This is a genomic window from Enterobacter sp. MGH 16 (assembly GCF_000493175.1).
In the GTDB taxonomy this organism is placed as follows: domain Bacteria; phylum Pseudomonadota; class Gammaproteobacteria; order Enterobacterales; family Enterobacteriaceae; genus Enterobacter; species Enterobacter roggenkampii.
Map to the genome: position 1 here is coordinate 3,573,776 of NZ_KI535695.1, position 25,984 is coordinate 3,599,759.

A 25,984-nucleotide genomic window follows, 5' to 3' on the forward strand; every position below is an offset into this window, starting at 1 on the left:
CTGCGGTTTTTATTGGGTTCCCTCACCCCAACGTATAAAAAGGTCACAATATGACGCAGTTTTCTGAATCACAGCGCGTAAAAGCGTTGTTCTGGCTTTCGCTTTTCCATTTGCTGGTGATCACCTCCAGCAACTATCTGGTGCAGCTCCCTATCTCCATCTTTGGTTTTCATACCACCTGGGGCGCGTTCAGCTTTCCGTTTATTTTCCTCGCCACCGATCTGACCGTGCGTATTTTTGGCGCACCGCTGGCTCGCCGCATTATTTTTGCGGTCATGCTCCCGGCGCTGTTCATCTCGTACGGGGTTTCGTCCCTGTTTTATATGGGAAGCTGGCAGGGCTTTGAGGCGTTAACCCACTTCAACCTGTTTGTCGCCCGTATCGCCGCAGCAAGCTTTATGGCCTACGCGCTGGGGCAGATACTGGACGTACACGTGTTTAACCGCCTGCGTCAGAATCATCGCTGGTGGATGGCACCCACCGCCTCCACGCTGTTCGGTAACGTGAGCGATACGCTGGCCTTCTTCTTCATCGCCTTCTGGCGTAGCCCGGATGCGTTCATGGCCGAACACTGGATGGAAATCGCGCTGGTGGACTACTGCTTCAAGGTGCTCATCAGCATTGTGTTCTTCCTGCCCATGTACGGCGTGCTGCTGAATATGCTGCTGAAAAGGCTGGCAGATAAATCTGAAATCACGGCATTGCAGGCTGGTTAAGGGTTCGCTTTATCAGTTGTGATAAGATGAGCGAATGAGCCGTTATGGCCGTTTATCGAAAGGAAGAAGTCAATGCGCAATCTGGTTAAATATGTCGGGATTGGCCTGCTGGTTGTGGGTCTTGCAGCCTGTGATAACAGCGACACGAAAACGCCTGCTCAGGGCGCATCCGCAGAAAGCAATGCGACCGGCCAGCCGGTGAATCTAATGGATGGCAAACTTAGCTTCTCTCTGCCAGCCGATATGACTGACCAGAGCGGCAAGCTGGGCACTCAGGCGAATAACATGCACGTTTACTCCGACGCAACCGGGCAGAAAGCGGTCATTGTGATTGTGGGCGACGACACCAGCGAAGATCTGGCCGTCCTGTCCAAACGTCTGGAAGATCAGCAGCGCGGCCGCGACCCGCAGCTGCAGGTCGTGACCAATAAATCCATCGAACTGAAAGGCCATAAGCTGCAGCAGCTGGACAGCATCATCTCTGCGAAGGGCCAGACCGCGTACTCCTCTGTCGTGCTGGGCAAGGTCGATAACAAACTCCTGACCCTGCAGATCACCCTGCCAGCGGAAGATCAGCAGAAAGCGCAGACGGCTGCTGAAAACATCATTAACACCATCGTAATCCAGTAACGTTTCACGATGATGACGTGGCCTCCGGTGCCTGCACCGGGGGCCATTTTTTTAGCCGCCACGTCAGCAGCAATGCCATCATGACCAGACCCGCCGCGGCAAGATAGATCACCGGTACCCCCGCCCAGGCCATTACCAGCCCTGCCAGCGGCCCGGTAATGCCCAACGACATATCCATAAACACCGTATAGGTCGCCAGCGCCGCCCCCTGGTTCTGCTGCGGCACCGCTTTCACCGCGACCACGCCCAGCGCCGGGAAGACCAGTGAAAAACCGGCTCCCGCGAGAAATACGCCCATTTTCGCCATCCACGGCGCGCTGGCTACGCCGGTCAACAGCAGCCCGACAATCTCTACCGCAAAGCAGATCGTCGCCACGTTCAGCCCGCCCAGACGGTTGATGCCGTTAGGGAAAAGCAGGCGCGCGCCAACAAACGCACAGCTGAACAGGGTTAACGCAAAGGCCGCGCCGTCCCAGCCTTTGGCGTCATAGAACAGGGTAATGAAGGTGGCGATGACCCCGAAGCCGGTGGTCGCCAGCGCCAGCGCCATCCCGTATGGCCAGACCCGCCCGAGCACCGCCCGGAACGGCAGCGGCTTGCCCTTGCTGGCCTTCACTGTCGGGCGCGGCAGCGCAAACAGTATCGCCACAAGCGCGACCGCCATAATGGTGACGGCCAGGCCATACAGCCCACCAAAGGCATAGCAGGCCACGCCGAGCGGCGCACCGAGCGCCATTGCGCCGTAGGTGACAATCCCGTTCCAGGAGATCACCCGACCAATGTGTGGCGTCCCGACAACCCCCACGCCCCAGAGCGTCGAGCCGGTTCCCGCCAGGCTTTGCCCAATGCCGAGGATGACGCGGCCCAGGCAGAGCAGCGCCAGGCTGACCAGCGGCCAGTGGCTGGCTGAGGCAGCCAGCAGGTAGCTCAGGCCACTGAGGAAGCAGCCACACAATCCCACCACCACGATGCTTTTTGGACCGAACGTGTCCGCGTAGCGCCCGGCATGCGGGCGGCTCAGGAGCGTGGCGAAATACTGCAGGCTAATCACCAGCCCCGCCCAGAAGGCACTGAAGCCCATGACGTCATGGACATAGCCCGGCAGAACCGCCAGCGGCAGGCCGATGGTGAGATAGCTGGCAAAGTTAAAAATCACAACGGAAACGATGCGCAGATTGAGGCGCAGTCCGCTCAGTGCCGGTTCAGCGGCAGGTTCGGGCATGGGGTTCTACCTGGATTTTTTACAACAGTGTTTCACTATTACCACGCCCCAATAAGAAAATCAGCAGCGACTTTCAGATTAACGGTGCCAGACGAAGCGAGGCCCGGGCACTACACTTACCGGGTCATCACATTAAGGAACGCGCATGATCGCTAACCCGTCCGACAAAGCAGGACTCCACATCTTATTAAAACTCGCCTGTCTGGTGGTTATCCTTGCGGGTATCCATGCGGCCGCCGACATCATAGTTCAGCTCCTGCTGGCGCTCTTTTTTGCCATTGTGCTTAATCCTTTGGTCACCTGGTTTCTGCGCCGGGGCGTTAGCCGCCCGGTAGCCATCACTATCGTCGTCATCGTGATGCTGATTGCCCTGACGGCGCTCTTCGGCGTGCTGGCGGCCTCGCTGAGTGAATTCTCCACCATGCTGCCGCAGTACAACAAAGAGCTGACGCGTAAGATCGTCGCACTCCAGGAGATGGTGCCTTTCCTTAATCTGCATATCTCACCCGAACGGATGCTGCGCAGGATGGACTCCGAGAAGGTCATGACCTACGCCACCACCTTGATGACGGGGCTTTCCGGCGCGATGGCCAGCATTCTGCTGCTGGTCATGACGGTGGTGTTTATGCTGTTTGAAGTCCGCCACGTCCCGTATAAGCTGCGCTTTGCACTGAATAACCCACAAATTCACATTGCTGGCTTACACCGGGCGCTGAAGGGCGTCTCTAAATATCTGGCGCTGAAAACGCTGCTGAGCGTCTGGACCGGGATCATCGTCTGGCTGGGGCTGATGCTGATGAACGTGCAGTTCGCGCTGATGTGGGGCGTGCTGGCGTTTCTGCTGAACTACGTGCCCAACATTGGCGCGGTGCTTTCCGCCGTGCCGCCAATGATTCAGGCGTTTCTGTTTAACGGTTTTTACGAATGTATGCTGGTTGGCGCGCTGTTCCTCGTGGTGCATATGGTGCTGGGCAATATTCTCGAACCACGCATGATGGGGCACCGGCTCGGCATGTCGACGCTGGTCGTCTTTTTATCCTTACTGGTTTGGGGATGGCTGCTGGGCCCGGTCGGTATGCTGCTCTCGGTCCCCCTGACCAGCGTGTGTAAGATCTGGATGGAGACCACCAAAGGCGGCAGCAAGCTGGCCATTTTGCTCGGGCCGGGAAGGCCGAAAAGCCGGTTGCCCGGGTAGCTGACCTACCTTTATAGGTAGGTTTAAACCGCCAATAATCCGCCTTAAATTACCGCGTTCATTACCTGACGCGGTATTTTTATTTGCGTTAAGGAAATATTAATTCTGTTTTTGTTTACGTCGGTCGCATTACGTTGAAACGCAAATCATGATTTAACGCAAATTAAAAAAAATGAAATTGTTAATTATTTTCCATGTTATTATGCCCGCCTTCGCGTCAACGTAATGCAAACCTTAATATTGATTAAAAAAACATCTGGCACATAAGAAACGCCGGATAAATATTATTTGTAAAAACCAGTACCTTTAATTGTTATTATTGATATGGAGTTGTTGATGAAAAAGATCGTTAAATGGTGTGCTGCCGCCGTATTCGTTGGCGCACTGGCAGGCTGTGCGCGTACTGCCCCAATCGCTCAGGTTCACTCTACTGTGAGCGCGGGTCATACCGCCGACCAGGTAAAAACCGCGATTTTGAAAGCAGGACAAAAACGTGACTGGATCATGACGGAAGCCGGTCCGGGCGTTATCAAAGGTCGTCTGCAGGCGCGCGACCACTCGGTCGACGTTCGTATTCCTTATTCCGCAACAAGCTATTCCATTAACTACGAAAGCAGTATGAACCTGAAAGCGGCTGACGGTAAAATTCACAAAAATTATAACCGTTGGGTGAATAACCTCGACCACGATATTCAGCTGAACCTCTCCGCGGGCGCCGCACTGTAATATTTTTCTAAAGTCGGGCCGCATATGGCCCGATAACCCTTATTTCTTGCCCTGAAAGGTTACGCAGCAATGTACGAAAAGGATACGCTCAGCGCACTGGATGCCATTACCGAAGCGCAACGCATCGCTTTTGCTCCGATGTTATTTCAGACCGCGCTTTGTCTGCGTAACTCAGGCATTCTCGCCTGGCTCGATAAACAAGGTAAAGAGGGTGCCAGCCTCGAGGAAATAACCGAACACAGCACGCTCGGCAGCTATGGCGTCAGCGTACTGCTGGATATGGGATTAAGCGGGCGGATCGTTACCCAACAGCATGGACGTTATTTTCTGGCGAAAGTGGGCCACTTTTTACTGCACGATGAAATGACCCGCGTAAATATGGATTTCACTCAGGACGTTTGTTACAAAGGGCTATTTCACCTGGCGGACGCCCTGAAGGAAGAAAAACCTGCGGGCTTAGCGGTGTTTGGCAACTGGCCAACCATCTATCCGGCATTATCCCAATTACCGGCACAGGCGAAAGAGAGCTGGTTCGCCTTTGATCATTACTATTCCGACGCCGCGTTTGACGCCGCTTTGCCATATATATTCGCAAGCTCGCCGACAAAATTGTACGATGTGGGCGGAAATACGGGTAAATGGGCGTTACGCTGCTGCCGCTATGACGAAAATGTTGCCGTGACGATCCTCGACCTGCCGCAGCAGATAGCGCTGGCGCAGGAAAACATCGCAAAAGCAGGTTTTTCTCATCGTATTGGATTCCATGCTGTCGATATGCTTAGCCCAGCAGCCTTGCCGGGTGAGGCCGACGTCTGGTGGATGAGCCAGTTTCTGGATTGTTTCTCTCCGGATCAGATTGTCGCCATGCTGACGCGCGTCGCACAGGTCATGAAGCCAGGCGCACGTTTATGCATCATGGAGCTTTTCTGGGATGCCCAGAAGTTTGAAGCGGCCTCTTTCAGCCTGAATGCCACCTCGCTCTATTTCACCTGTATGGCGAATGGCAATAGCCGGTTTTACAGCGTAGAGGCGTTTTATCGTTACCTGGAGAGCGCAGGTTTCAGCGTTGAACAGCGTCTGGATAACCTTGGGGTCGGTCATACCCTGTTGATATGCACCAAACGTGAACAATAGAGCAGCTTAGCTGCCCGGGTGGCCAGGTCTGCCCTTTGAATACGGTTTTTTTTTTCGCGGACGCGCGTAGATGAAATTTTCACTGAACATTATCGACTGGCAGGCGAGAGCCCCAGGACTCAGCGATGCCACAGAGTGGCAGGCGTGGTCACGCCTGCAGCTGCCCGTCGATCCAGCGGCCCCGCTTCCCCGGCTGACCGCTTTACCGATGATGACCGCGCGCCGCCTCAATTCAGGCAGTAAGCTGGCGGTGGACATTGGTCTCGCTATGCTGCAACACCACGCCATTGATGCCGTCGTCTATTCCAGCCGCCACGGCGAGCTGGAGCGCAACTACCGTATTCTGCATGCTCTGGCGACGGGGCAATCCGTATCGCCTACCGACTTCGCCATGTCCGTGCACAATTCGGCGGTGGGCAATCTCACGATTACCGCACGCCAGGCTATCGTCTCGTCATCCATTTCTGCCGGGCTGGACACCTTCCAGCAGGCATTATGTGAAGTCCTGAGCCTGCTGCAGGCGGGCTACTCCCGCGTCTTGCTGGTCGATTTTGACGGCGCACTGCCGGAATTTTACCACCCAGCGTTACCGCACCAGATGCCCACCTGGCCCTACGCGCTGGCGCTGGTGATTGAATCCGGCAAGGAATTGCAGTGTGAAACCCGCAGCGGCAGCACGGGGGATGAACCCGCCCTTCCGCAAAGCCTGATGTTCCTGCAACGCTATCTCAGCGAGGCACGCCAGTTTGTGGTACCCGGCGAACGTTTGCTGTGGCAATGGACGCGCGCATGAACCGCCTGACTGCCCGAATTAACTGGTTATGGCGTCTGGTGATGACCGGATTCTGCTTCGTGCTGTTTGGCGTGGGCGGGCTGCTGCTGTCACTGGTATGGTTCAACCTGCTGCTGATCGTCCAGCGCGACCGCACCAACCGCCGTCGCCTTGCGCGGCGCAGCATTGCGGCCAGCTTCCGCTTCTTCCTGACCGTTGCCCGTGGCCTCGGGGTACTGGACTATCGCATTCACAATCTTGACGCCCTGCGCAACGATCGGGGTTGTCTGGTGGTGGCTAACCACCCCACGTTAATTGACTACGTGATTCTGGCATCGGTGATGCCAGAAACCGACTGTCTGGTGAAAAGCGCGCTGCTGCGCAATCCGTTTGTCAGCGGCGTCATCCGCGCGGCGGATTACCTGATTAACAGCGAAGCCGAGCCTCTGCTGGCTGCAAGCCAGCAGCGTCTGGCTCAGGGCGACACGCTGTTAATCTTCCCGGAAGGCACACGTACCCGGTCTGGCGAAGCTATTTCCCTCCAGCGCGGCGCAGCAAATATCGCCGTGCGCTGTAACAGCGATCTGCGGGTGGTGCTGATCCACTGTAGCGAACATCTGCTGGATAAAAAAAGTCGCTGGTATGATGTGCCGCCAGAAAAACCTGTCTTCACCGTGGATGTCCGCGACCGCGTGAACATCGACGAATTTTACGATGCAAATGAACAAGAACCGGCGCTGGCGGCAAGGCAGTTAAACCGGCATCTACAGCATCGATTAACATCAGGCCTTCAATCTTTGTCAGGAATTAATGATGCAAGCGCTTTATCTTGAAATTAAGAATCTCATTATCACCACGCTGAATCTGGACGAGCTTACCGCAGAGGATATTGATACCGATGCCGCGCTGTTTGGCGATGGGCTGGGTCTCGACTCTATCGACGCGCTGGAACTGGGTCTGGCCGTGAAAAACCAGTATGGCGTGGTGCTTTCCGCTGAAAGCGAAGAGATGCGCCAGCACTTCTTTTCCGTCGCCACGCTGGCGTCCTTTATCAACGCTCAACGCGCCTGAGATGTGATCACGATGACCGAACAAGAAACCATTTATCAGGAAGTCTGTGGCCTTCTGACCCGACTGTTTGAAATCGACCCGCAGGATATTACCCCTGAAGCCCGTCTTTACGAAGACCTGGAGCTGGACAGCATTGATGCGGTGGACATGATTGTTCATCTGCAGAAGAAAACGGGCAAGAAAATCAAGCCGGAAACCTTCAAATCGGTTCGTACCGTTCAGGATGTGGTAGACGCCGTCGAACAGCTTCTGCGCGAAGAGTAAGACGTCGTGCGCGGCGGACGGACATTCCCGATCATCCCACTTCTGACGGGGTTGATGCTGCTGGCGTGGCCCTTCCTGATTGGATTTGGGCTGGCGCATAACAGCCTGCAGTGGCTATTACCCGTGATGGCTCTGGTGTTACTGCTGCGGCTGCGTCAGGCGCAGCGGAACACAAGCCCGATGCGGTATGTGGTGCAGTGCGTGGCGCTGGCGGGGATCGCCCTCTGCACGGCAAGCTACCTGCTGAAAGCCCACCAGTGGCTGCTGCTCTACCCGGTGGTCGTCAACCTTGTCATGCTGGCCGTGTTTGGCGGTTCGCTGTGGACAGCGATGCCGCTTGTCGAACGACTGGCGCGCTTGCGCGAGCCAAACTTGCCCCCGGAGGGCGTGCGCTATACCCGTAAGGTGACCCTCGTCTGGTGCGGTTTTTTCGTCGGCAACGGCACGATGGCGCTGATTACCGTCCTCCACGGCGACATGCATCTGTGGACGCTATGGAACGGTATGTTGGCTTACATCCTGATGGGGATGCTGATGGCAGCAGAGTGGCTGGTGCGCCAGCGGGTGATAAAAAAAGAGATGCACAATGACTAACCCCCTTCCGCTGGGCCAGTGGTTAAATGCGCCGCGCCCTGACGACACGCCTGTTGCCTGGCTTGACGATCGTACCTGGACGCTGGGCCAGTTGCGCCACGATGTAACCTTACTGGTCGAGACCCTGCGTCAGCAGGAAGGCGAGCGCTGGGCGCTGTGCTTTGAAAACAGCTACCTGTTTATTGTTGCGCTGCTGGCCTCGCTGCACGCCGGTAAAACACCGGTCATTCCCGGCCATAGCCGCGTCTCGCAGCTTGAAGAACAGCAATCTTTGTTTAGCGGCGTTCTGAGCGATCGGACTCTTGGTTTTCATGGGAAACAGATTGTGGTGGCCTCCAGCCACCAGACAGCCAGCCACTGGGTGCCTCTGCCGGCCATTGACGAAAACCGCTTCGTTGAACTGTTCACCTCAGGCTCCACGGGCACGCCGCGCCGGGTGGTTAAGCACATCGTCAGTCTGGATCGCGAAGCCCGCCTGCTGGCTAACCGCTTTGGTGAGCGTCTGGCCGGATGCAGCATTGTGGCCTCGGTCGTACCGCAACACCTGTATGGCCTGACATTCCGTATCGTCTTGCCGATGGCGCTGGGCCTGCCGCTGCATGCCGCGATGCTCTATTACGCGGAACAACTGGCCGCCCTGCCTCCTGACAGGCAATACCTGTTCATCAGCAGCCCGGCGTTCCTGAAGCGCCTGGATACCGAGCTTGCCGCGCCGCCCGTCAGGATGCTGATTTCAGCAGGTGGAATGCTGCCCTGGCGTGACGTCTCGACCACTTCCGGCTGGCTTAACCTTTGGCCGGATGAAATTTATGGCAGTACCGAAACCGGGATCCTCGCCTGGCGCCATCGTCAGGAGGATAACGTGCCCTGGCTACCGTTCCCCGGCGTGATCTTCCATCAGGAAGATGACGCCTGTCGCGTTACGTCGCCACTGATCCATGAGCCAGAAGGGCTCCAGCTCGACGATATCCTGCACTTCGACAGCGAGGGGCTTTTCAGCATCGCCGGTCGCCGCGGGCGGGTGGTCAAAATTGAAGAAAAACGCATCTCGCTTAACGAGATCGAACGCCGCCTGCTGGAGCTCGACGGTATTTGCGAAGCGGCCGCACTGCCGGTCACGCGCGGGGGTCGTCAGGGGATTGGCGCCCTGCTGGTTCTGGATGAAACGGCCCGTCAGCGCGGGTATGTGCAGGATAAAAAAGCGCAGGAGTTCGCCTGGCGTCGCGCCCTGCTGCCGTGGCTTGAACCTGTCGCGGTGCCGCGCTACTGGCGCATCGTTGATGAAATGCCGGTAAACAGTATGAACAAGCGTGTCTATGCGCAGTTAGAGGAGTTATTTCATGAAAATTCATGAAATTGAGCGCCACCAGACACAGCCGGAGAAGCTGGAGATCGTTTTGCATCTCGACGCAACGCTGTTCTGGTTTCAGGGCCATTTCGCCGTACAACCGCTGCTGCCCGGCGTTGCGCAGCTTGACTGGGTGATGCACTACGCCACGACGTTACTGGCACCGGGCTATCGCTTTCACAGCATTCAAAACGTGAAGTTTCAGGCACCACTGCTGCCGGAAACCACGGTGACGCTGATGCTTGAGTGGCATGCCGAACGTCAGATGCTGACCTTCAGCTATCAACGCCATGCCGGGGCTGAGCGCCACACCGCCAGCAGCGGGAAAATTCGTCTATGTCAGTAATCTTTCGTCCCTGCGTGCTGATCCCGTGCTACAACCACGGCGCGATGATTGCCCGCGTGCTGTCACGTCTCGCGCCGTTCGGCCTGCCGTGCCTGGTGGTGGATGACGGCAGCGACGCAGTCACCCGTCAGGAGCTTGAGCGCCTGGCGGCGGAGCAGCCGCAGATGACGCTGGTTCGTCTGGCGCAAAACGCCGGAAAAGGTGCCGCTGTCATCAGAGGGCTGGAGGAGTGCGCGCGGACGGGCTACACCCACGCCGTGCAGGTGGATGCGGACGGCCAACACGCCATTGAGGATATCCCCAAACTGCTGGCGCTGGCGGAGCGCCACCCGGACGCGCTGATTTCCGGGCAGCCCATTTACGATGACTCTATTCCGCGCTCACGACTTTACGGGCGCTGGATCACCCACGTCTGGGTGTGGATTGAAACCTTATCGCTGCAGCTTAAAGACAGCATGTGCGGCTTTCGGGTCTATCCGGTTTCACCCACGCTGCGGCTGGCAGCGCGCGAACCGCTCGGCAAGCGGATGGACTTTGACACCGAAGTGATGGTTCGTCTCTACTGGCAGGGCAACACCAGCGTCTTTCTGCCCACGCGCGTGACCTATCCGCAGGACGGTTTGTCCCACTTCGACGCGCTAAAAGATAACGTGCGGATCTCCCTGATGCATACCCGGCTCTTCTTCGGCATGCTGCCCCGCATGCCCGGCCTGCTTTTCCGTCGACGCCGCCAGCACTGGGCGCAGCAGGACGAGGTCAAGGGTCTGTGGGGGATGCGCCTGATGCTGCGCGTCTGGGAACGGCTGGGTCGGCGGGCCTTTACCGTGCTGTTGTGGCCGGTTATCGGCGTGTACTGGCTTATCGCGCGTCCGGCGCGGCAGGCCTCGCGGCAGTGGATGGCGAGAGTGAAGCAAGAACTGCGTCAGCGGAGCATGCCTGTTCCCTCACGGCTTAACAGCTTTTTCCATTTCATGCGCTTCGGCAACGCGATGCTGGATAAAGTCGCCAGCTGGCGCGGCGAACTGAAGCTTCATCGCGATATTGTCTTTGCCCCCGGCGCGAGCGAAGCGTTAAACATCGCGGCTCCACAGGGCAAACTGCTGCTGGCCTCGCACCTTGGCGACGTAGAGGCCTGCCGGGCCCTGGCTCAGCTGGAAGGCAGTAAAATCATCAACGCCCTGGTTTTCAGCGAGAACGCCCAGCGCTTTAAGCAAATCATGAGCGAAATGGCGCCCGAAGCTGGCGTGAATTTGATGTCGGTCACCGACATCGGCCCGGACACCGCCATTGCCATCAAAGAGAAGCTTGAGCGCGGTGAATGGGTCGCGATTGTGGGGGATCGCATCGCGGTGAATCCGCAGCGCGGCGGCGAATGGCGCGTGATCTGGAGCCGATTCATGGGCCAGCCTGCACCGTTCCCACAGGGGCCGTTTATCCTGGCCTCCATCCTGCGCTGCCCGGTGGTGCTGATTTTCGCCCTGCGCCAGCAGGGTAAGCTCGTCCTGCACTGCGAGCCGTTTGCCGACCCGCTGCGCCTGCCGCGCGGTGAACGCCAGCAGGCACTGCAAGATACCGTCGATCGCTATGCGCAGCGGCTGGAACATTACGCCCTCATGTCGCCGCTCGACTGGTTTAATTTTTTCGATTTCTGGCATCTGCCAGAGTCCAGTGAGAAGGAGTAAAGGGTGCTGACCGATCCCCGCTTTACGACTGAAGTCGAAATCACCGTTCCGTTCCACGACGTCGATATGATGGGCGTGGTCTGGCACGGTAACTATTTCCGCTACTTTGAGATCGCCCGCGAGGCGCTGCTCAATCAGTTTGATTATGGCTATCGCCAGATGAAGGCCTCCGGCTACGTCTGGCCCGTCGTCGACACCCGGGTGAAATACCGCGATGCGGTGACCTTTGAGCAGCGTATTCGCGTCCGCGCGCACATTGAAGAGTATGAAAACCGCCTGCGCATTGCCTATCAAATTTTCGATGCGCAGACCGGCAAACGCACGACCACCGGTTACACCATTCAGGTGGCGGTGGAAGAAGCGACCCGCGAAATGTGCTTTGTGAGCCCGGCAATACTGTTTGAACGTATGGGAGTAACACCATGAGATGGTTGCCTTTACTGGCGCTGATCGTCAGCCCGCTGGTCAGCGCCGTGACGCTGGATGAGCTGCAGCAGCGCTTCACCGAGCAGCCCGTGGTGCGCGCGCACTTCGAACAGGTTCGCACGATAAAAGATATGCCGCAGCCGCTGCGCTCGCAGGGCGAGATGCTGATCGCCCGCGACAGCGGCCTGCTGTGGGATCAAAAAGCGCCGTTTCCGATGACGCTCCTGCTGGACGATAAACGGATGGTGCAGGCGATTAACGGCCAGCCGCCGCAAACCATCACTGCCGACAATAATCCGCAGATGTTCCAGTTCAACCATCTTCTGCGCGCCCTGTTCCAGGCGGACCGCAAGGTGCTGGAAGAGAACTTCCGCATCGATTTTAAAGACCTGGGAGCGGGCCGCTGGTCGCTGGTGCTTACGCCAAAAACGACGCCGCTGGACAAGATTTTCGCCACCCTCGATCTGGGCGGCGCGACCTATCTGGAAACGATTCGCCTCAACGACAAACAGGGCGACCGTACCGATATCGCCCTTTCTCACCACCAACTGACGCCCGCCAGCCTGACCGATGACGAACGCCAACGCTTTGCCGCACCGTAAATCCCTGCGCCCGGCGCTGCTGTGGGCCACGCTATGCCTGATTCTGCTGGGCGTGTTGCTGTCGCTGCTGCCCGGCGCGCGACTGAACAGCAGCGTGCTGGCCATGCTGCCGAAGCAGACGCTGGGGGCTATCCCGCCGGCGCTCAACGACGGGTTTATGCAGCGTCTCGACCGCCAGCTGGTCTGGCTGGTCAGCCCCGGCAAAGAGCCGGATCCGCGCGTGGCACAGCAGTGGCTGGCGCTGCTGCAAAGCACTGATTCGCTCAGCGAGGTCAAAGGCCCGATGGACGCCGCCGGGCAAAAGGCCTGGGGAGAGTTCTTCTGGCAGCACCGAAATGGCCTGATTGACCCCGCCACCCGCGCCCGCCTGCAAAACGGCGGAGAAGCGCAGGCGCAGTGGATTTTATCTCAGCTCTATTCGGCCTTTTCCGGCGTCAGCGGCAAAGAGCTGCAAAACGATCCCTTGATGCTGATGCGCGGCTCGCAGCTCGCTCTGGCGCAAAACGGCCAGAAGCTGCGGCTGATGGACGGCTGGCTGGTCGCAAAAGATGAGGCGGGAAACTACTGGTATCTGCTCCACGGCGAGCTGGCGGGCTCATCATTTGATATGCAGCAGACCCACCGGCTTGTGACGACGCTTAACGTGCTGCAGGAGACGCTGAAAGCCCGCTACCCTCAGGCACAGCTGCTTTCCCGCGGGACCGTGTTCTACAGCGATTACGCCAGCCAGCAGGCCAAACGTGATGTTTCGACGCTGGGTATCGCCACCCTGCTTGGCGTGTTCCTGCTCATCGTGGCGGTGTTCCGCTCTCTGCGCCCGCTGCTGCTGAGCGTGCTCTCCATTGCCATCGGCGCGCTGGCGGGGACGGTGGTGACGCTGCTGCTCTTTGGCGAGCTGCACCTGATGACGCTGGTGATGAGCATGAGCATCATCGGAATTTCGGCAGACTACACGCTTTACTACCTGACCGAACGGATGGTACACGGCGCGGAGCATACTCCCTGGCAAAGCCTGGCCAAAGTTCGCAATGCGCTGCTGCTGGCGCTGCTGACGACCGTCGCCGCCTACCTGATTATGATGCTGGCCCCCTTCCCCGGGATCCGCCAGATGGCAGTGTTCGCTGCCGTGGGACTCAGCGCCTCCTGCCTGACGGTGATTTTCTGGCATCCGTGGTTGTGCCGCGGGTTACCGGTGCGCCCGGTTCCCTTTATGGTCCTGATGTTGCGCTGGCTGGCCGCCTGGCGACGCAGTAAAAAACTGTCAATTGGTCTTCCCGTCGCGCTGGCGCTGCTCTCCGCCGTGGGAATAAGCACGCTGAAGGTGGACGACGACATCGCCCAGCTGCAGGCGCTGCCGAAAGATATTCTGGCGCAGGAGAAGGCCATTACCGCCCTGACCGGACAGAGCGTGGATCAGAAATGGTTTGTGGTTCATGGCGCTTCGCCTCAGCAAACGCTGGAGCGGCTGGAAGCCTTTACCCCGGCGCTGGCAGAGGCGCAGAAAGCGGGAGAAATTACCCGCTGGCGCACCCTGCCGCTGAACTCGCTGGCCCGTCAGAAAAGCGATCTTACGCTGCTGCAAAACGCCGCGCCTGCGGTAACGAACGTGCTGAAAAGCGCAGGGCTCAACGCCGTCTCCCCGAATCTGGACGCCATGCCGGTCAGCGTGGACGCGTGGCTTAAAAGCCCGGCCAGCGAAGGCTGGCGTCTGCTCTGGCTGACCCTGCCCGACGGTCAAAGCGGCGTGCTCGTGCCGGTGGACGACGCAAAAAACAGCGCGGCCCTCGGCGAGCTGGCCGCGCGCCATGACGGTGTCGTCTGGGTCGATCGCAAAGCCAGTTTTGACACCCTGTTTGCCCTCTACCGCACGCTGCTGACGGGGCTCCTGTTTGCCGCGCTGGCGGTGATTGCCTGCGGGGCGATGGTGCGCCTCGGCTGGCGTAAGGGACTGATAAGCCTGGTGCCGTCCGTGCTGTCGCTGAGCTGCGGGCTGGCGGTACTGGCCGCAACGGGCCACCCGGTAAACCTGTTTTCACTGCTGGCGCTGGTGCTGGTGCTCGGCATTGGCATTAACTACACGCTGTTTTTCAGCAACCCGCGCGGCACGCCGCTGACCTCGATGCTGGCGATTACGCTGGCGATGATGACCACGCTGCTGACGCTGGGCATGCTCGTCTTCAGCGCCACGCAGGCCATCAGCAGCTTTGGTATCGTGCTGGTGAGCGGTATTTTTACCGCCTTCCTGCTGGCGCCGCTGGCGATGCCGGATAAGAAAGAGAGAAAACGTAAATGAACGCTTTTTACCGCGCCGTCGCGCTAACCGCGGCGCTGCTGCTGGCAGGCTGCAGCCATTCGACCGATACCCAAGAGACGCGTCCCCAGGCCTGGCTCCAGCCGGGAACCCGCGTTACGCTCCCGCCGCCCGGCATTAGCCCGGCGGTAAGCTCCCAGCAGCTGCTGACCGGCAGCTTTAACGGGCAAACGCAGTCCCTGCTGGTGATGCTCAACGCGGATGCGCATAAAGTGACGCTGGCCGGGCTCTCTTCCGTGGGCATTCGTCTGTTCCTGGCGACGTACGATGAGACCGGTATTCATACCGAGCAGTCGATCGTTGTGCCGCAGTTGCCGCCCGCCAGCCAGGTGCTGGCCGACGTGATGCTCAGCCACTGGCCGATTAGCGCCTGGCAGCCGCAGTTGCCGAAGGGCTGGACGCTGACTGACACGGGCGATCGGCGCGAACTGCGTAACGCCAGCGGCAAGCTGGTGACGGAGATTGTCTACCTGCAGCGTAAAGGCAAGCGCGAGCCGATCAGCATCGAGCAACACGTTTTTAAATACCACATCACCATTCAATATCTGGGTGACTGAGATGATTTATATTTCCGCTGTTGGCATGGTCAACGCGCTGGGCAACTCGCATGATGAAATCGCTGCTAACCTGGTGACGGGCGCAGCGCCGGGTATGCATGCCCGAACCGGCTGGTTACAGGGTTCACCCGAAGCCGTGCTGGGCGGTGTGGAAGGCGAACTGCCGCCCATCCCGGAAACGCTGTCCGCACACCGCACCCGCAACAACCAGCTTCTGCTGGCCGCGCTGGCGCAGATTCAGTCGACCGTCGACGAGGCTATCGCCCGCGTCGGCCGCGATCGGGTGGCCGTGGTGCTGGGGACCAGCACCTCTGGGCTGGATGAAGGCGATGAGCACGTGCAGCGCATGACCCATGGCGAAGCGAGCACGCACTGGCAGTACCCGCAGCAGGAGCTCGGCGATCCGTCCCGCTTCCTCGCCAACTGGCTTCAGCTCGAAGGCCCGGCCTATACGATCTCGACAGCCTGCTCTTCCAGCGCGCGGGCGATGATTGGCGGCAAACGTCTGATTGAAGCCGGGCTGGTGGACATCGCGATTGTTGGCGGAGCAGATACCCTGAGCCGGATGCCCGTCAACGGGTTTAACAGCCTTGAATCCTTCTCCCCTACGCTCTGCGAGCCTTTTGGTCGCGACCGTCGGGGGATCACCATCGGTGAAGCCGCCGCGCTGATGGTGCTTAGCCGTGAGCCCGCGGACGTGGCGCTGCTCGGGACGGGTGAATCCAGCGATGCGTACCATATTTCCGCTCCGCATCCGCAGGGCGAAGGGGCGATCAGGGCCATCACGCAGGCGCTCAACGAAGCGGGTATGCAGCCCGGAGATATCGGCTACATCAACCTGCACGGCACGGCCACGCCGCTTAACGATCAGATTGAATCGCAGGTGATACACGATCTCTTTGGGGAAAGCGTGCCCTGTAGCTCTACTAAACACCTTACCGGCCATACGCTGGGCGCTGCCGGTATCACCGAAGCGGCCCTGAGCTGGCTGATTCTGACGCGCGATCTGCCCTTACCGCCGCAGGACTTCGCCCGCTACGCACCGGACGACACGCTGGCGCCGTGCGGTCTGCTGCACCAGCGCACCGCGCTGACAAAGCCGGTCATTCTGTCTAACTCGTTCGCGTTTGGCGGCAACAACGCCAGCATTCTGCTGGGGAGAGCGTCATGAGCTACTTATCACCCGAAGCCTATTTGCCGCACGATGCGCCCATGATGTTGCTGGAGTCCGTTGAGAATGTGACGGACGACATGGCGGTATGCCGCGTCGCGATAGACAGACAAAGCGTGCTGGCACCCTTTCTGAATGCCGATGGCGACCTGCCGGGCTGGTACGCGCTCGAGCTGATGGCGCAGACCATCGGCGTCTGGTCCGGCTGGCATCGCCAGCAGCAGGGGCAGGAGCATATTGCGCTGGGCATGGTGCTCGGCGCGCGTGAACTGATCTGCGCCAGCGGGCGTTTCGCCGCAGGCTTGACGCTGGACATCACCGTTAAGCTGCTGATGCAGGACGAACGCTTCGGCAGTTTTGAATGCGCAATTTCCGCTAATGAAGAGACGCTGGCCACGGGCCGGGTCAACACCTTCCAGCCAAGCGCAGAAGAATTAACCTCGCTTTTTAATCAGGGATCTAACGCATGAGTCGTTCCGTACTGGTCACCGGGGCCAGCAAAGGCATAGGGCGCGCCATCGCCCGACAGCTTGCCGCCGACGGATTTACCGTAGGCGTGCATTACCATCGTGATGCCGCAGGCGCGCAGGAGACGCTGGACGCCATCACGCAGGCGGGCGGCAACGGCCGTTTACTCTCGTTTGATGTGGGCAACCGCGAACAGTGCCGCGAGGTGCTGGAACAGGACATTGAAGCCCATGGCGCATGGTATGGCGTGGTCAGCAACGCGGGTATCACCCGCGATGGCGCCTTTCCGGCATTGAGTGAAGACGACTGGGACAGCGTGATCCACACCAATCTCGACAGTTTTTATAACGTCATTCACCCCTGCATTATGCCGATGATTGGCACCCGTAAAGGGGGACGCATTATCACCCTATCGTCCGTGTCCGGCGTGATGGGTAACCGCGGGCAGGTGAACTACAGCGCGGCAAAAGCGGGCATTATCGGTGCCACCAAAGCGCTGGCGATTGAGCTGGCAAAACGCAAAATCACCGTGAACTGCATTGCGCCGGGGCTGATTGATACCGGAATGATTGAAATGGAAGAGACCGCGCTGAAAGAAGCGATGTCCATCATTCCAATGAAACGCATGGGCCAGGCTGAGGAGGTCGCCGGGCTGGCAAGCTATCTGATGTCAGATATTGCGGGTTACGTCACCCGCCAGGTCATTTCCATTAACGGAGGAATGCTATGACGCGTCGCGTGGTGATTACGGGCATGGGCGGCGTGACCGCCTTTGGCGAAAACTGGCAATCCGTGTCCAGCAGGCTGCTGGCGTATGAAAACGCGGTGCGTAAAATGCCGGAGTGGCAGGTCTATGATGGCCTGCACACCCTGCTGGGCGCGCCGATTGATGACTTCACGCTGCCGGAACATTATACCCGCAAACGGATCCGCGCCATGGGCCGCGTGTCGTTGATGTCGACCCGCGCCACCGAGCTGGCGCTGGAGCAGGCGGGGCTGATTGGCGAGGCGGTGCTCACCAATGGGCAAACGGGTATCGCGTATGGCTCATCCACAGGCAGTACCGGGCCCGTCAGCGAATTCGCCACTATGCTCACCGAAAAGCACACCAATAACATCACCGGCACAACCTACGTGCAGATGATGCCGCACACCACCGCGGTGAATACCGGACTGTTCTTTGGATTACGTGGCCGCGTCATCCCGACCTCAAGCGCCTGTACGTCCGGCAGCCAGGCAATTGGCTACGCCTGGGAGGCGATTCGCCACGGCTATCAGACCGTTATGGTTGCGGGGGGCGCTGAGGAGCTGTGCCCGTCTGAAGCGGCGGTGTTTGACACGCTGTTTGCAACCAGCCAGCGTAACGATGAACCCAAAACCACCCCTTCGCCGTTTGATACGCAGCGCGATGGTCTGGTGATTGGGGAAGGCGCGGGTACCCTGATACTCGAAGAGCTGGAGCATGCCAAAGCGCGCGGGGCCACTATCTACGGCGAAATCGTGGGCTTTGCCACTAACTGTGATGCGGCCCATATCACCCAGCCTCAGCGTGAAACCATGCAGATTTGTATGGAGCAGTCGCTGGCCATGGCGGGATTAAGCGCCCTGGATATGGGGTATATCTCCGCACACGGTACTGCCACCGATCGCGGCGATATTGCTGAAAGCCAGGCCACTGCCGCTATCTATGGTGACAACGTGCCGATTTCATCGCTGAAGAGCTATTTTGGCCACACGCTCGGAGCCTGCGGCGCGCTGGAAGCATGGATGAGTTTACAGATGATGCGTGAAGGCTGGTTTGCCCCGACACTCAATTTAAGGCAACCGGATGAGCAATGTGGTGCTTTAGATTATATTATGGGAGAAGCCCGCCAGATCGATTGCGAGTATCTGCAGAGCAATAACTTCGCGTTTGGCGGCATCAACACCTCGATTATCATTAAACGCTGGGCGTAACTATGTACCAGTTTGTACTGGGAAAAATACCCACCCTTTGCGCGGACCCGCTGGCGTCAACGCTCGCAGACAGCGCACCTCAGGGTGCTCGCAATGCCTCATGGCTGGCTGGCAGGATGCTGCTCGCCAGAGCGTTATCCCCTCATCCGCTCCCCGACATTATTTACGGCGAGCAGGGGAAACCGGCCTTTGCGGAGGGCCATCCGCTGTGGTTCAACCTGAGCCACAGCGGTGACGATATCGCCTTGCTGATGAGCGATGAAGGCGAAGTCGGCTGTGATATCGAAGTGATTCGCCCCAGGAAGAACTGGCAGGCGTTGGCGAATGCCGTCTTCAGCATGACGGAGCATGATGAGCTTGAGCGCGAAGCGCCAGAGGAACGGCTTGCCGCCTTCTGGCGTATCTGGACGCGAAAAGAGGCAATCATCAAACAGCGTGGCGGTAGCGCCTGGCAGATTGTCAGCATCGACAGCACGGCGCCGTCGCACTCGGTCAGCCAGGTGCAGATCGGCTCACTCAGCCTGGCCGTTTGTACGTCGACCCCTTACACCCTGACCACCGAGTCGATTATCCACGTCGGGGCAGGAAAATCACCAGTACACCCAACATAATAAACACAACGCCGACCAGCCCGTGCCAGGAGAAGCTTTCTCCCCAGCCCGGCAGCAGGATCGCGGCGCCCCACACCAGGATATAGCTAAGACTCAGCAAGGCATACGCTTTGCTGAGCGCCATCCGATGCAGCGCCAGGTACCAGCAGCCCATAGAAGCCACATACCCCATCAACCCCAGCAGCAGCGCGCCCGTGCCGGACGAGACGTGCCACAGCGCGGAAATAAACGTCATAATCTCGCTGACCGGAGGCAGAGCCTGCATGGCCTCGCGCAGCAGCAGCTGCGCGGCGCTGACTAACAGCACGCTGCATAAGGCCCAGAACGCCCCTTTCACAGGCTCCCTCCCAGGATAACAATCCCAATGATGATCAACCCCACCCCCAGCCAGTGATGCCAGGCGACGTTTTCGCGCCAGAATACCTTCGCCGCCAGCGTCACCCAGACAAAATTGAGGCTCAGCATGGGGTAGGCAATGCCGACAGGCAGGCGCTGCAGCACCACCAGCCAGACCAGCATCCCGCTGCCCAGCGCCAGCAGAGCCAGGCCAAGCCACAGCGCGATATGCACGCCACGCCGCCCGGCTTTCGCCGGACGGGTAGCCTGTTTCTGGCACAGCTGCCCCGCACAGCTGAGCAGGCTTGCCAGTACCAGCCAGATCCAGGTCATCACTTCGGCAGATACTGCAGGTAGGCCAGACGGCCCTGGATATACAGGCTGTCCGGTTCTGGCAGATTCGCCCGCGAAAGGTCATCGCGTTTTGACAGCAGAATCACCAGCGATACGCGTCCCTGCTGACGGTGCTCAGCCAGCCACTGCGCGAAGTCATCTTTACCGACAAAACGATCTTTCACATCAGGATAATCCAGCCCGTAGCGCAGTTCGCCGCTCTGGCCAAACAGCGTGATGTCATTGCGCTTCAGCTCCCACGCCAGGCCAGCGGCCAGGCCGACGTTATTGGCCAAGACAAATCGGCTGTCCTGAAGCGGCTCGCGCACGGTGTCGACCAGCGACTGCGGCTGTTTGGAATCCACCACCAGGTTAGGAATGGCAAAACCGATCAGCAGCGCCAGGCCCGCAGGGCAGAGCGCCGCAAGCCACCAGCGCTGCTGACTCTGCCTGAACGTAAACCAGCCGACCGCGGCCCAGATGAGGAACGCGACCACCGCGCAGAACACTTTATACAGTTCAACCGAGGACCAGACCGGATGCTTAGCGACCCCCCACGGGGAGACCACCAGCGCCGCCACCATGCCGATAACGCCAAACGCCAGGTTGATCCCGCCGTTAATGCGTAACGCTCTGGCGCCCTTCTCCGCCGCGAGGCAGGCATAGCGCGCCATCAGGATCGCCAGCGGGGCAAAGCACGGCAGGATATAGGTCGGCAGCTTGCCTTTGGCGATGCTGAAGAACAGCAGCGGCATCACCACCCAACCCAGCAGATAGAACCCGCCGCCCGCGTTTTGTCTGTCACGCCAGCCAAGACGGAACGCGCCGGGCAGCAGCGCCAGCCACGGCAGGCTACCCGCGATCAGGAACGGCACGTAGTACCAGAACGGGGCTTTGTGCTGCGCGTCGCTCTGGGCAAAACGCTGAATATGCTCAACCCAGAAGAAGTAACGCCAGAAGTCAGGCTCACGCTGCGCAATCGCCAGCCCCCATGGCAGAACAATCAGCACGCAGCTCAGGATCGCGAGCCAGCCAAAAATCAGCACCTCTTTCCAGCGCTTCTGGGCGATCACCCACGGCAGCACGCCAATCACCGGTACCGCCAGCGCCAGGAAGCCTTTGGTCATCACCCCCATCCCGCAGGCCAGCCCAAGCAGCACATAGCCGCCCGCTTTTCCGGCAACGGTTTGGGCCTGTGACGCCAGCCAGAAGCTGCACATCGCCGCCACCAGCCACAGGGTGATGATGGGATCCAGCACCGCATACGTGCCGATGCCATACACCAGGAACAGGGTCAGGAAGATCAGGCCGGAGAAAATGGCTGTCCGCTTATCCCGCCAGAGACGCCAGGCCATCCAGATGACCAGCAGCGCCGCTAAACCGGTGGAGAAGATAGACCCGGCGCGCACGGCGAGGTTCGTGTGCCCGAACAGCATCTGCCCGATGCTGTTGATCCAGTAGCCGGCAATCGGCTTTTCAAAGTAACGCAGCCCCAAAAAATGCGGGACAACCCAGTCTCCGGAGGCCAGCATTTCGCGGCTGATTTCCGCATAGCGCGTTTCATCAGGCTGCCAAAGCAGGCGGATATCAACCGGGATGAGGTAGTAAACGATAAACAGTGCGAGAAGCGCTAAGCCATAACGGGCTGTTTTCATTGGACCGGACTCACGGTTTGTTGATAGCCAAGCCAGCCTTCCCGGCCAGCCAGTTCATTGCGGACCACTTTGCCCACGGGCAGGGTGCTGAGGTCGTCTGGCAGCAGCTCGCTTAACGGGCAAAACGCAATGCCCTCCTGAGCGGCCATCGTCAGCAGTTCGTCGAAATCATGCTGATACGCAATCCCTTCCACTTCGGCATGGATGGTATACACCGGCGTACCGGCGTCACGATGAATGCGGTCCAGGATGTAGCGATTGAACTCATCAGCTTTCACCTCACGCCCGACCACTTCATCCCAGGTGGGAAGCGTGACCGGAATTTGCACCGTACCGTAGCGATTTTCGCCCAACAGCGGCAAAAAGGGCCCGGTTCCGCGGCAATCGCTGTTGTAGCGAAACGCAAAGGCTTCTTTGGCCTTCACGACGCGCTGATCCGCACGCCATCCCGCCACGGCGGAGCAGCGCACGGGCTGACCGATAATGGCCTCCAGTTCCAGCATCCCACGCTCGACCTCACGGGACAGGCGCGGGATATCCCAGACGCCCGCCCAGGCTTGCCAGGCATGGTGATCCCAGGCGTGCAGACCCACCTCATGATGCTGTGCCGCCTCACGGATAACCGCTTCATTACCCGCGCCGATGCGTCTGCCGGGCCAGGCGGTGCCGGCCAGCAAAATATCCCAGCCGTAGAGGGATGCTGCGCGCGAGCGCAGCATTTTGAACAGAAATGCCGGTTTAACCAGACGCCATAAATGGCGTCCCATGTTGTCAGGCCCCACGCTGAAGAAAATGCTGGAGCGCACGCCGTGCTTGCTCAGCAGTTCCAGCAGTTTGGGTACGCCGTCACGCGTTCCCCTGAAGGTGTCGACATCAATGCGTAAACCGACTTTTTTCATGAGACCTGTTCCGACAGCTCCACGGTGCGCAGGAAGAAATCAAGCGTTTCATCAATGGTCTGTTCCATCTTCACCGTCGGCGTCCAGTTCAGGCAGCGCTTCGCATTGCGAATGCTTGGCTTACGGTGCTCAACGTCCTGATACCCTTTACCGTAGTAGCTGCTGCTTTCCACTTCGCGGAAGCCGGCAAACGGCGGGAATTTATCGCGCAGCGGGTGGCGCTCAAAGCTGGCCAGCAGCATCTCGGCCAGTTCGCGAATGCTCGCTTCGTTGTCCGGGTTGCCGATATTGATGATTTCACCGTTGCAGCGATTATCTTTGTTTTCGATGATGCGGAACAGCGCTTCGATACCGTCGCTGATATCCGTAAAGCAGCGTTTCTGTTTCCCGCCTTCGATAAGCTTGATTGGCGAGCCTTCCACCAGGTTCAGGATCAGCTGGGTGATCGCACGGGAGCTGCCGATACGCGCTGCGTTCAGGTTATCCAGACGCGGACCCATCCAGTTGAACGGACGGAACAGGGTAAAGCGCAGGCCCTCTTTCTCACCGTAGGCCCAAATCACGCGGTCCAGCAGCTGTTTGGAGACGGAGTAAATCCAGCGCTGCTTGTTGATCGGCCCGACCACCAGGTTGGAGGTGTCTTCATCGAAGTTCTTATCGGTACACATGCCGTACACTTCAGAGGTGGACGGGAAGATGATGCGCTTGTCGTATTTCACGCAGTCGCGGATGATCTTCAGGTTCTCTTCGAAGTCCAGCTCGAACACGCGCAGCGGGTTACGGGTGTACTCGATTGGCGTGGCAATAGCGACCAGCGGCAGCACCACGTCGCATTTCTTAATGTGGTATTCAATCCACTCGGAGTGGATGCTGATGTCCCCTTCCACGAAGTGGAAGCGCGGGTTGTCGAGGAAACGGCTGATCGCATCCGCGCCAATATCCAGGCCGTAGATTTCGTAGTTATCGTCTTTGAGCAGACGTTCGGTCAGGTGGTTACCGATAAAACCGTTCACGCCGAGGATCAGCACGCGGGTACGGCGTTTGATGGCCACCACCGGCGCGCTGGTGATCAGCGCCCCGGCCACCAGCCCCAGCGACTGCGCCAGCTGGGTGCCCTGAACGTACAGGCCGTTGTCGGTTTGGCCGGTAACGATCTCCAGCGCCTGCTCGCCGCAGCTCACAATCAGCGGGGAGACGGAGACGACGGTGCCCGGTTTTGCCGCCGGAATGTCGTCACGCACGCGGGATTTCCAGACGATGAACTTGCTGACGCCCGCAAAGCTGTAGGCGCCCGGCCACGGGTCGGTCACGGCGCGCACCAGGTTGTGCAGCTGGCGGGCCGGTTTGTTCCAGTCCAGACGACCATCTTCCGGCGCGCGGCGGCCAAAGCAGCTTGCCTTGCTCTCGTCCTGTGCGGTTTCGCTGAAGGTGCCGTTAAGGATGCCCGGCAGCGCATCGCGCAGCAGCGTCTGTGCCGTCGCGTTCAGCTTTTGATGCAGCTGCAGCGCGGTGTCGTCCGCATCAATAGCGACCTTCTGCTGCGCCACGATAGCGCCCGCATCCGCACGGCGCACCATGCGGTGCAGCGTCACGCCCGTTTCCGTTTCACCGTTCACCAGCACCCAGTTCAGCGGGGCGCGGCCACGGTAGGCAGGCAGCAGAGAACCATGAAGATTAAAGGCGCCTTTTGCAGCCAGGCCTAAGATCTCGTCGGAGAGCAGGTTGCGATAGTAAAACGAGAAGATGACGTCAGGCGCGAGGGCGCGGATGCGCTCCACCCACAGCGGGTGGTTGACGTCGTCTGGCGCATAAACCGGAATACCGCGCTCGGCGGCGATACGCGCCACGGAGCCGAAAAAGTTATTCTCTCCGGCCGTGTCCGGATGGGTAAAGATTGCCGCAATGTCATAGCCCGCTTCCAGCAGGGCCTGCGTGCCCGTGCACCCCATATCGTGATAGGCAAATACAACAGCTTTCATGGGTGAATTTCCTCTTGAGATGCTTTGTGTTCCTGACGGACAACACGTTGAATAAAGTAGCGCGGACGCGCGCGAACGTCGTTATAGATTCGGCCAATGTATTCACCGAGGAGCCCCATCCCGACAAACTGGGCGCCGATGAACATAAACAGCACGGCAAAGAGCATGAAGACCCCTTCCGCCGCCCACTGCGGGCCAAAGACCAGGCGCAGCACCACCAGCAGAACGGACAGCGCGAAACCGGCCACGGCGATGATGCTGCCGAACACGCTCAGCAGACGCAGCGGCGTGGTGGTCAGGCAGGTAATGAGGTCGTACATCAGGTTGATGAGGCGCATAAAGCTGTACTTCGACTCCCCGTGCTCGCGCTCGGCGTGCAGGACCGGGATTTCCGTTGCCTTACGGGCAAAGGTATTCGCCAGAATCGGAATGAAGGTGCTGCGCTCATGGCAATGCAGCATGGCGTCGACGATATGGCGGCGGTAGGCGCGCAGCATGCAGCCGTAATCGCCCATCGCTTTACCGGTCGTACGCTGGATCAGACGGTTGATGGTGCGCGAGGCCAGCTTGCGGAACAGGCTGTCCTGACGGTTCTGACGGACCGTGCCGACCACGTCATAGCCTTCGTCGGCTTTGGCCACCAGGCGCGGGATCTCTTCCGGCGGGTTTTGCAGGTCCGCGTCCAGGGTGATAATCAGATCGCCCGTGACGTGGCTAAACCCCGCCATAATCGCCGAGTGCTGGCCGTAGTTACGGTTGAGCAGCACGGCAACGATGTGGCTGCCTTCAGCCTGTGCGGCTTCGGTCATCATCAGCGCGGAATTATCGCTGCTGCCGTCGTCCACGAGCAGAATTTCGTAGGCCTTGCCCATCGTGTCGCAGGCGGCCGTCGTACGGCGGATCAGCTCGGGCAGGCTCTCCTGCTCGTTATAAACCGGGATAACCACGGATACTTTTTGTACAGGCGGTGCACTGAACAT

At 59.1% G+C, this 25,984-nt stretch carries 29 protein-coding genes; 22 read left to right on the forward strand and 7 right to left on the reverse strand.

Translation table 11 applies throughout. The features are described from left to right. Nucleotides 1-50: 50 nt before the first annotated feature. The gene (locus tag L362_RS06070) at nucleotides 51-716 is read left to right on the forward strand and encodes a 7-cyano-7-deazaguanine/7-aminomethyl-7-deazaguanine transporter (protein WP_008503072.1); all 666 of its coding nucleotides are present in this window, start codon (nucleotides 51-53) and stop codon (nucleotides 714-716) included. Between the two features lie 72 nt (nucleotides 717-788). Next, nucleotides 789-1,346, forward strand: coding sequence for a DcrB family lipoprotein (locus L362_RS06065; protein ID WP_008503073.1), 558 nt, complete (start codon nucleotides 789-791; stop codon nucleotides 1,344-1,346). 4 nt (nucleotides 1,347-1,350) lie between these two features. On the opposite strand, the gene L362_RS06060 is transcribed toward L362_RS06065, so the two are convergent. Continuing rightward, nucleotides 1,351-2,568 (reverse strand): MFS transporter, encoded by a 1,218-nt coding sequence (locus L362_RS06060; protein ID WP_023345043.1) that lies wholly within the window; start codon nucleotides 2,566-2,568, stop codon nucleotides 1,351-1,353. Between the two features lie 145 nt (nucleotides 2,569-2,713). Between L362_RS06060 and L362_RS06055 the strand changes: the two genes are divergently transcribed. The 20 genes from L362_RS06055 (at nucleotide 2,714) to acpT (ending at nucleotide 19,802) form a co-directional block, all read left to right on the forward strand. After that, complete coding sequence (locus L362_RS06055) at nucleotides 2,714-3,763, forward strand: AI-2E family transporter (RefSeq protein WP_008503075.1); 1,050 nt, start codon at nucleotides 2,714-2,716, stop codon at nucleotides 3,761-3,763. A gap of 336 nt (nucleotides 3,764-4,099) precedes the next feature. Next, nucleotides 4,100-4,489 (forward strand): lipoprotein, encoded by a 390-nt coding sequence (locus L362_RS06050; RefSeq protein ID WP_008503076.1) that lies wholly within the window; start codon nucleotides 4,100-4,102, stop codon nucleotides 4,487-4,489. A gap of 69 nt (nucleotides 4,490-4,558) precedes the next feature. After that, on the forward strand, nucleotides 4,559-5,623 hold the full coding sequence (locus L362_RS06045; RefSeq protein ID WP_008503077.1) for a class I SAM-dependent methyltransferase: 1,065 nt from the start codon (nucleotides 4,559-4,561) through the stop codon (nucleotides 5,621-5,623). A 70-nt stretch (nucleotides 5,624-5,693) separates the two neighbouring features. After that, a complete protein-coding gene (locus L362_RS06040) occupies nucleotides 5,694-6,416 on the forward strand; it encodes a beta-ketoacyl synthase chain length factor (protein WP_023326242.1) in 723 nt (240 codons plus the stop codon). Next, entirely contained in the window at nucleotides 6,413-7,228 is an 816-nt protein-coding gene (locus tag L362_RS06035; protein WP_008503080.1) for a lysophospholipid acyltransferase family protein, read from the forward strand. Before L362_RS06040 ends, L362_RS06035 begins: the two co-directional genes overlap by 4 nt. Beyond that, nucleotides 7,209-7,466 carry a phosphopantetheine-binding protein gene (locus L362_RS06030; RefSeq protein ID WP_008503081.1) on the forward strand — a complete coding sequence of 86 codons (258 nt, stop codon included), beginning with the start codon at nucleotides 7,209-7,211 and terminating at the stop codon, nucleotides 7,464-7,466. Before L362_RS06035 ends, L362_RS06030 begins: the two co-directional genes overlap by 20 nt. 12 nt (nucleotides 7,467-7,478) lie before the next feature. Next, nucleotides 7,479-7,730, forward strand: a complete 252-nt coding sequence (locus L362_RS06025) for an acyl carrier protein (protein ID WP_008503082.1) — start codon at nucleotides 7,479-7,481, stop codon at nucleotides 7,728-7,730. A 54-nt stretch (nucleotides 7,731-7,784) separates the two neighbouring features. Continuing rightward, on the forward strand, nucleotides 7,785-8,324 hold the full coding sequence (locus L362_RS06020; protein WP_023345044.1) for a COG4648 family protein: 540 nt from the start codon (nucleotides 7,785-7,787) through the stop codon (nucleotides 8,322-8,324). Beyond that, nucleotides 8,317-9,678 carry a class I adenylate-forming enzyme family protein gene (locus L362_RS06015; RefSeq protein WP_023326243.1) on the forward strand — a complete coding sequence of 454 codons (1,362 nt, stop codon included), beginning with the start codon at nucleotides 8,317-8,319 and terminating at the stop codon, nucleotides 9,676-9,678. Before L362_RS06020 ends, L362_RS06015 begins: the two co-directional genes overlap by 8 nt. Continuing rightward, a complete protein-coding gene (locus L362_RS06010) occupies nucleotides 9,665-10,018 on the forward strand; it encodes an ApeI family dehydratase (RefSeq protein ID WP_008503085.1) in 354 nt (117 codons plus the stop codon). The genes L362_RS06015 and L362_RS06010 overlap by 14 nt, the downstream gene beginning before the upstream one ends. Next, nucleotides 10,009-11,700 (forward strand): glycosyltransferase family 2 protein, encoded by a 1,692-nt coding sequence (locus L362_RS06005; protein WP_023345045.1) that lies wholly within the window; start codon nucleotides 10,009-10,011, stop codon nucleotides 11,698-11,700. Before L362_RS06010 ends, L362_RS06005 begins: the two co-directional genes overlap by 10 nt. A 3-nt stretch (nucleotides 11,701-11,703) precedes the next feature. Further along, nucleotides 11,704-12,126, forward strand: coding sequence for an acyl-CoA thioesterase (locus tag L362_RS06000; protein WP_008503087.1), 423 nt, complete (start codon nucleotides 11,704-11,706; stop codon nucleotides 12,124-12,126). Next, nucleotides 12,123-12,728: an outer membrane lipoprotein carrier protein LolA gene (locus tag L362_RS05995; protein ID WP_023345046.1), complete on the forward strand. Its 606-nt coding sequence runs from the start codon at nucleotides 12,123-12,125 to the stop codon at nucleotides 12,726-12,728. The genes L362_RS06000 and L362_RS05995 overlap by 4 nt, the downstream gene beginning before the upstream one ends. Continuing rightward, nucleotides 12,697-15,021, forward strand: coding sequence for an MMPL family transporter (locus L362_RS05990; RefSeq protein WP_023345047.1), 2,325 nt, complete (start codon nucleotides 12,697-12,699; stop codon nucleotides 15,019-15,021). The genes L362_RS05995 and L362_RS05990 overlap by 32 nt, the downstream gene beginning before the upstream one ends. Continuing rightward, nucleotides 15,018-15,596, forward strand: coding sequence for a DUF3261 domain-containing protein (locus L362_RS05985; protein WP_008503090.1), 579 nt, complete (start codon nucleotides 15,018-15,020; stop codon nucleotides 15,594-15,596). Before L362_RS05990 ends, L362_RS05985 begins: the two co-directional genes overlap by 4 nt. 1 nt (nucleotide 15,597) lies before the next feature. Then, entirely contained in the window at nucleotides 15,598-16,767 is a 1,170-nt protein-coding gene (locus tag L362_RS05980; RefSeq protein ID WP_023345048.1) for a beta-ketoacyl-[acyl-carrier-protein] synthase family protein, read from the forward strand. After that, a complete protein-coding gene (locus L362_RS05975; protein ID WP_023345049.1) occupies nucleotides 16,764-17,237 on the forward strand; it encodes a hotdog family protein in 474 nt (157 codons plus the stop codon). Before L362_RS05980 ends, L362_RS05975 begins: the two co-directional genes overlap by 4 nt. Continuing rightward, nucleotides 17,234-17,965 (forward strand): 3-ketoacyl-ACP reductase FabG2, encoded by a 732-nt coding sequence (locus tag L362_RS05970; RefSeq protein WP_023345050.1) that lies wholly within the window; start codon nucleotides 17,234-17,236, stop codon nucleotides 17,963-17,965. The genes L362_RS05975 and L362_RS05970 overlap by 4 nt, the downstream gene beginning before the upstream one ends. Continuing rightward, the gene (locus L362_RS05965; protein ID WP_021242168.1) at nucleotides 17,962-19,191 is read left to right on the forward strand and encodes a beta-ketoacyl-ACP synthase; all 1,230 of its coding nucleotides are present in this window, start codon (nucleotides 17,962-17,964) and stop codon (nucleotides 19,189-19,191) included. Before L362_RS05970 ends, L362_RS05965 begins: the two co-directional genes overlap by 4 nt. Nucleotides 19,192-19,193: 2 nt before the next feature. Then, the gene (acpT, locus tag L362_RS05960; protein WP_023345051.1) at nucleotides 19,194-19,802 is read left to right on the forward strand and encodes a 4'-phosphopantetheinyl transferase AcpT; all 609 of its coding nucleotides are present in this window, start codon (nucleotides 19,194-19,196) and stop codon (nucleotides 19,800-19,802) included. On the opposite strand, the gene arnF is transcribed toward acpT, so the two are convergent. The 6 genes from arnF to arnC are packed head-to-tail and all read right to left on the reverse strand — an operon-like array spanning nucleotide 19,759 to nucleotide 25,984. Continuing rightward, the gene (arnF, locus tag L362_RS05955) at nucleotides 19,759-20,139 is read right to left on the reverse strand and encodes a 4-amino-4-deoxy-L-arabinose-phosphoundecaprenol flippase subunit ArnF (RefSeq protein ID WP_023345052.1); all 381 of its coding nucleotides are present in this window, start codon (nucleotides 20,137-20,139) and stop codon (nucleotides 19,759-19,761) included. The genes acpT and arnF overlap by 44 nt on opposite strands. Then, nucleotides 20,136-20,471: a 4-amino-4-deoxy-L-arabinose-phosphoundecaprenol flippase subunit ArnE gene (gene arnE / locus L362_RS05950; RefSeq protein ID WP_023345053.1), complete on the reverse strand. Its 336-nt coding sequence runs from the start codon at nucleotides 20,469-20,471 to the stop codon at nucleotides 20,136-20,138. The genes arnF and arnE overlap by 4 nt, the downstream gene beginning before the upstream one ends. Continuing rightward, nucleotides 20,471-22,126 carry a lipid IV(A) 4-amino-4-deoxy-L-arabinosyltransferase gene (gene arnT, locus L362_RS05945; RefSeq protein WP_023345054.1) on the reverse strand — a complete coding sequence of 552 codons (1,656 nt, stop codon included), beginning with the start codon at nucleotides 22,124-22,126 and terminating at the stop codon, nucleotides 20,471-20,473. The genes arnE and arnT overlap by 1 nt, the downstream gene beginning before the upstream one ends. Beyond that, the gene (gene arnD, locus L362_RS05940; protein WP_023294743.1) at nucleotides 22,123-23,025 is read right to left on the reverse strand and encodes a 4-deoxy-4-formamido-L-arabinose-phosphoundecaprenol deformylase; all 903 of its coding nucleotides are present in this window, start codon (nucleotides 23,023-23,025) and stop codon (nucleotides 22,123-22,125) included. The genes arnT and arnD overlap by 4 nt, the downstream gene beginning before the upstream one ends. Further along, complete coding sequence (gene arnA, locus L362_RS05935; protein WP_008503100.1) at nucleotides 23,022-25,004, reverse strand: bifunctional UDP-4-amino-4-deoxy-L-arabinose formyltransferase/UDP-glucuronic acid oxidase ArnA; 1,983 nt, start codon at nucleotides 25,002-25,004, stop codon at nucleotides 23,022-23,024. The genes arnD and arnA overlap by 4 nt, the downstream gene beginning before the upstream one ends. Beyond that, on the reverse strand, nucleotides 25,001-25,984 hold the full coding sequence (arnC, locus tag L362_RS05930; protein ID WP_008503101.1) for an undecaprenyl-phosphate 4-deoxy-4-formamido-L-arabinose transferase: 984 nt from the start codon (nucleotides 25,982-25,984) through the stop codon (nucleotides 25,001-25,003). Before arnC ends, arnA begins: the two co-directional genes overlap by 4 nt.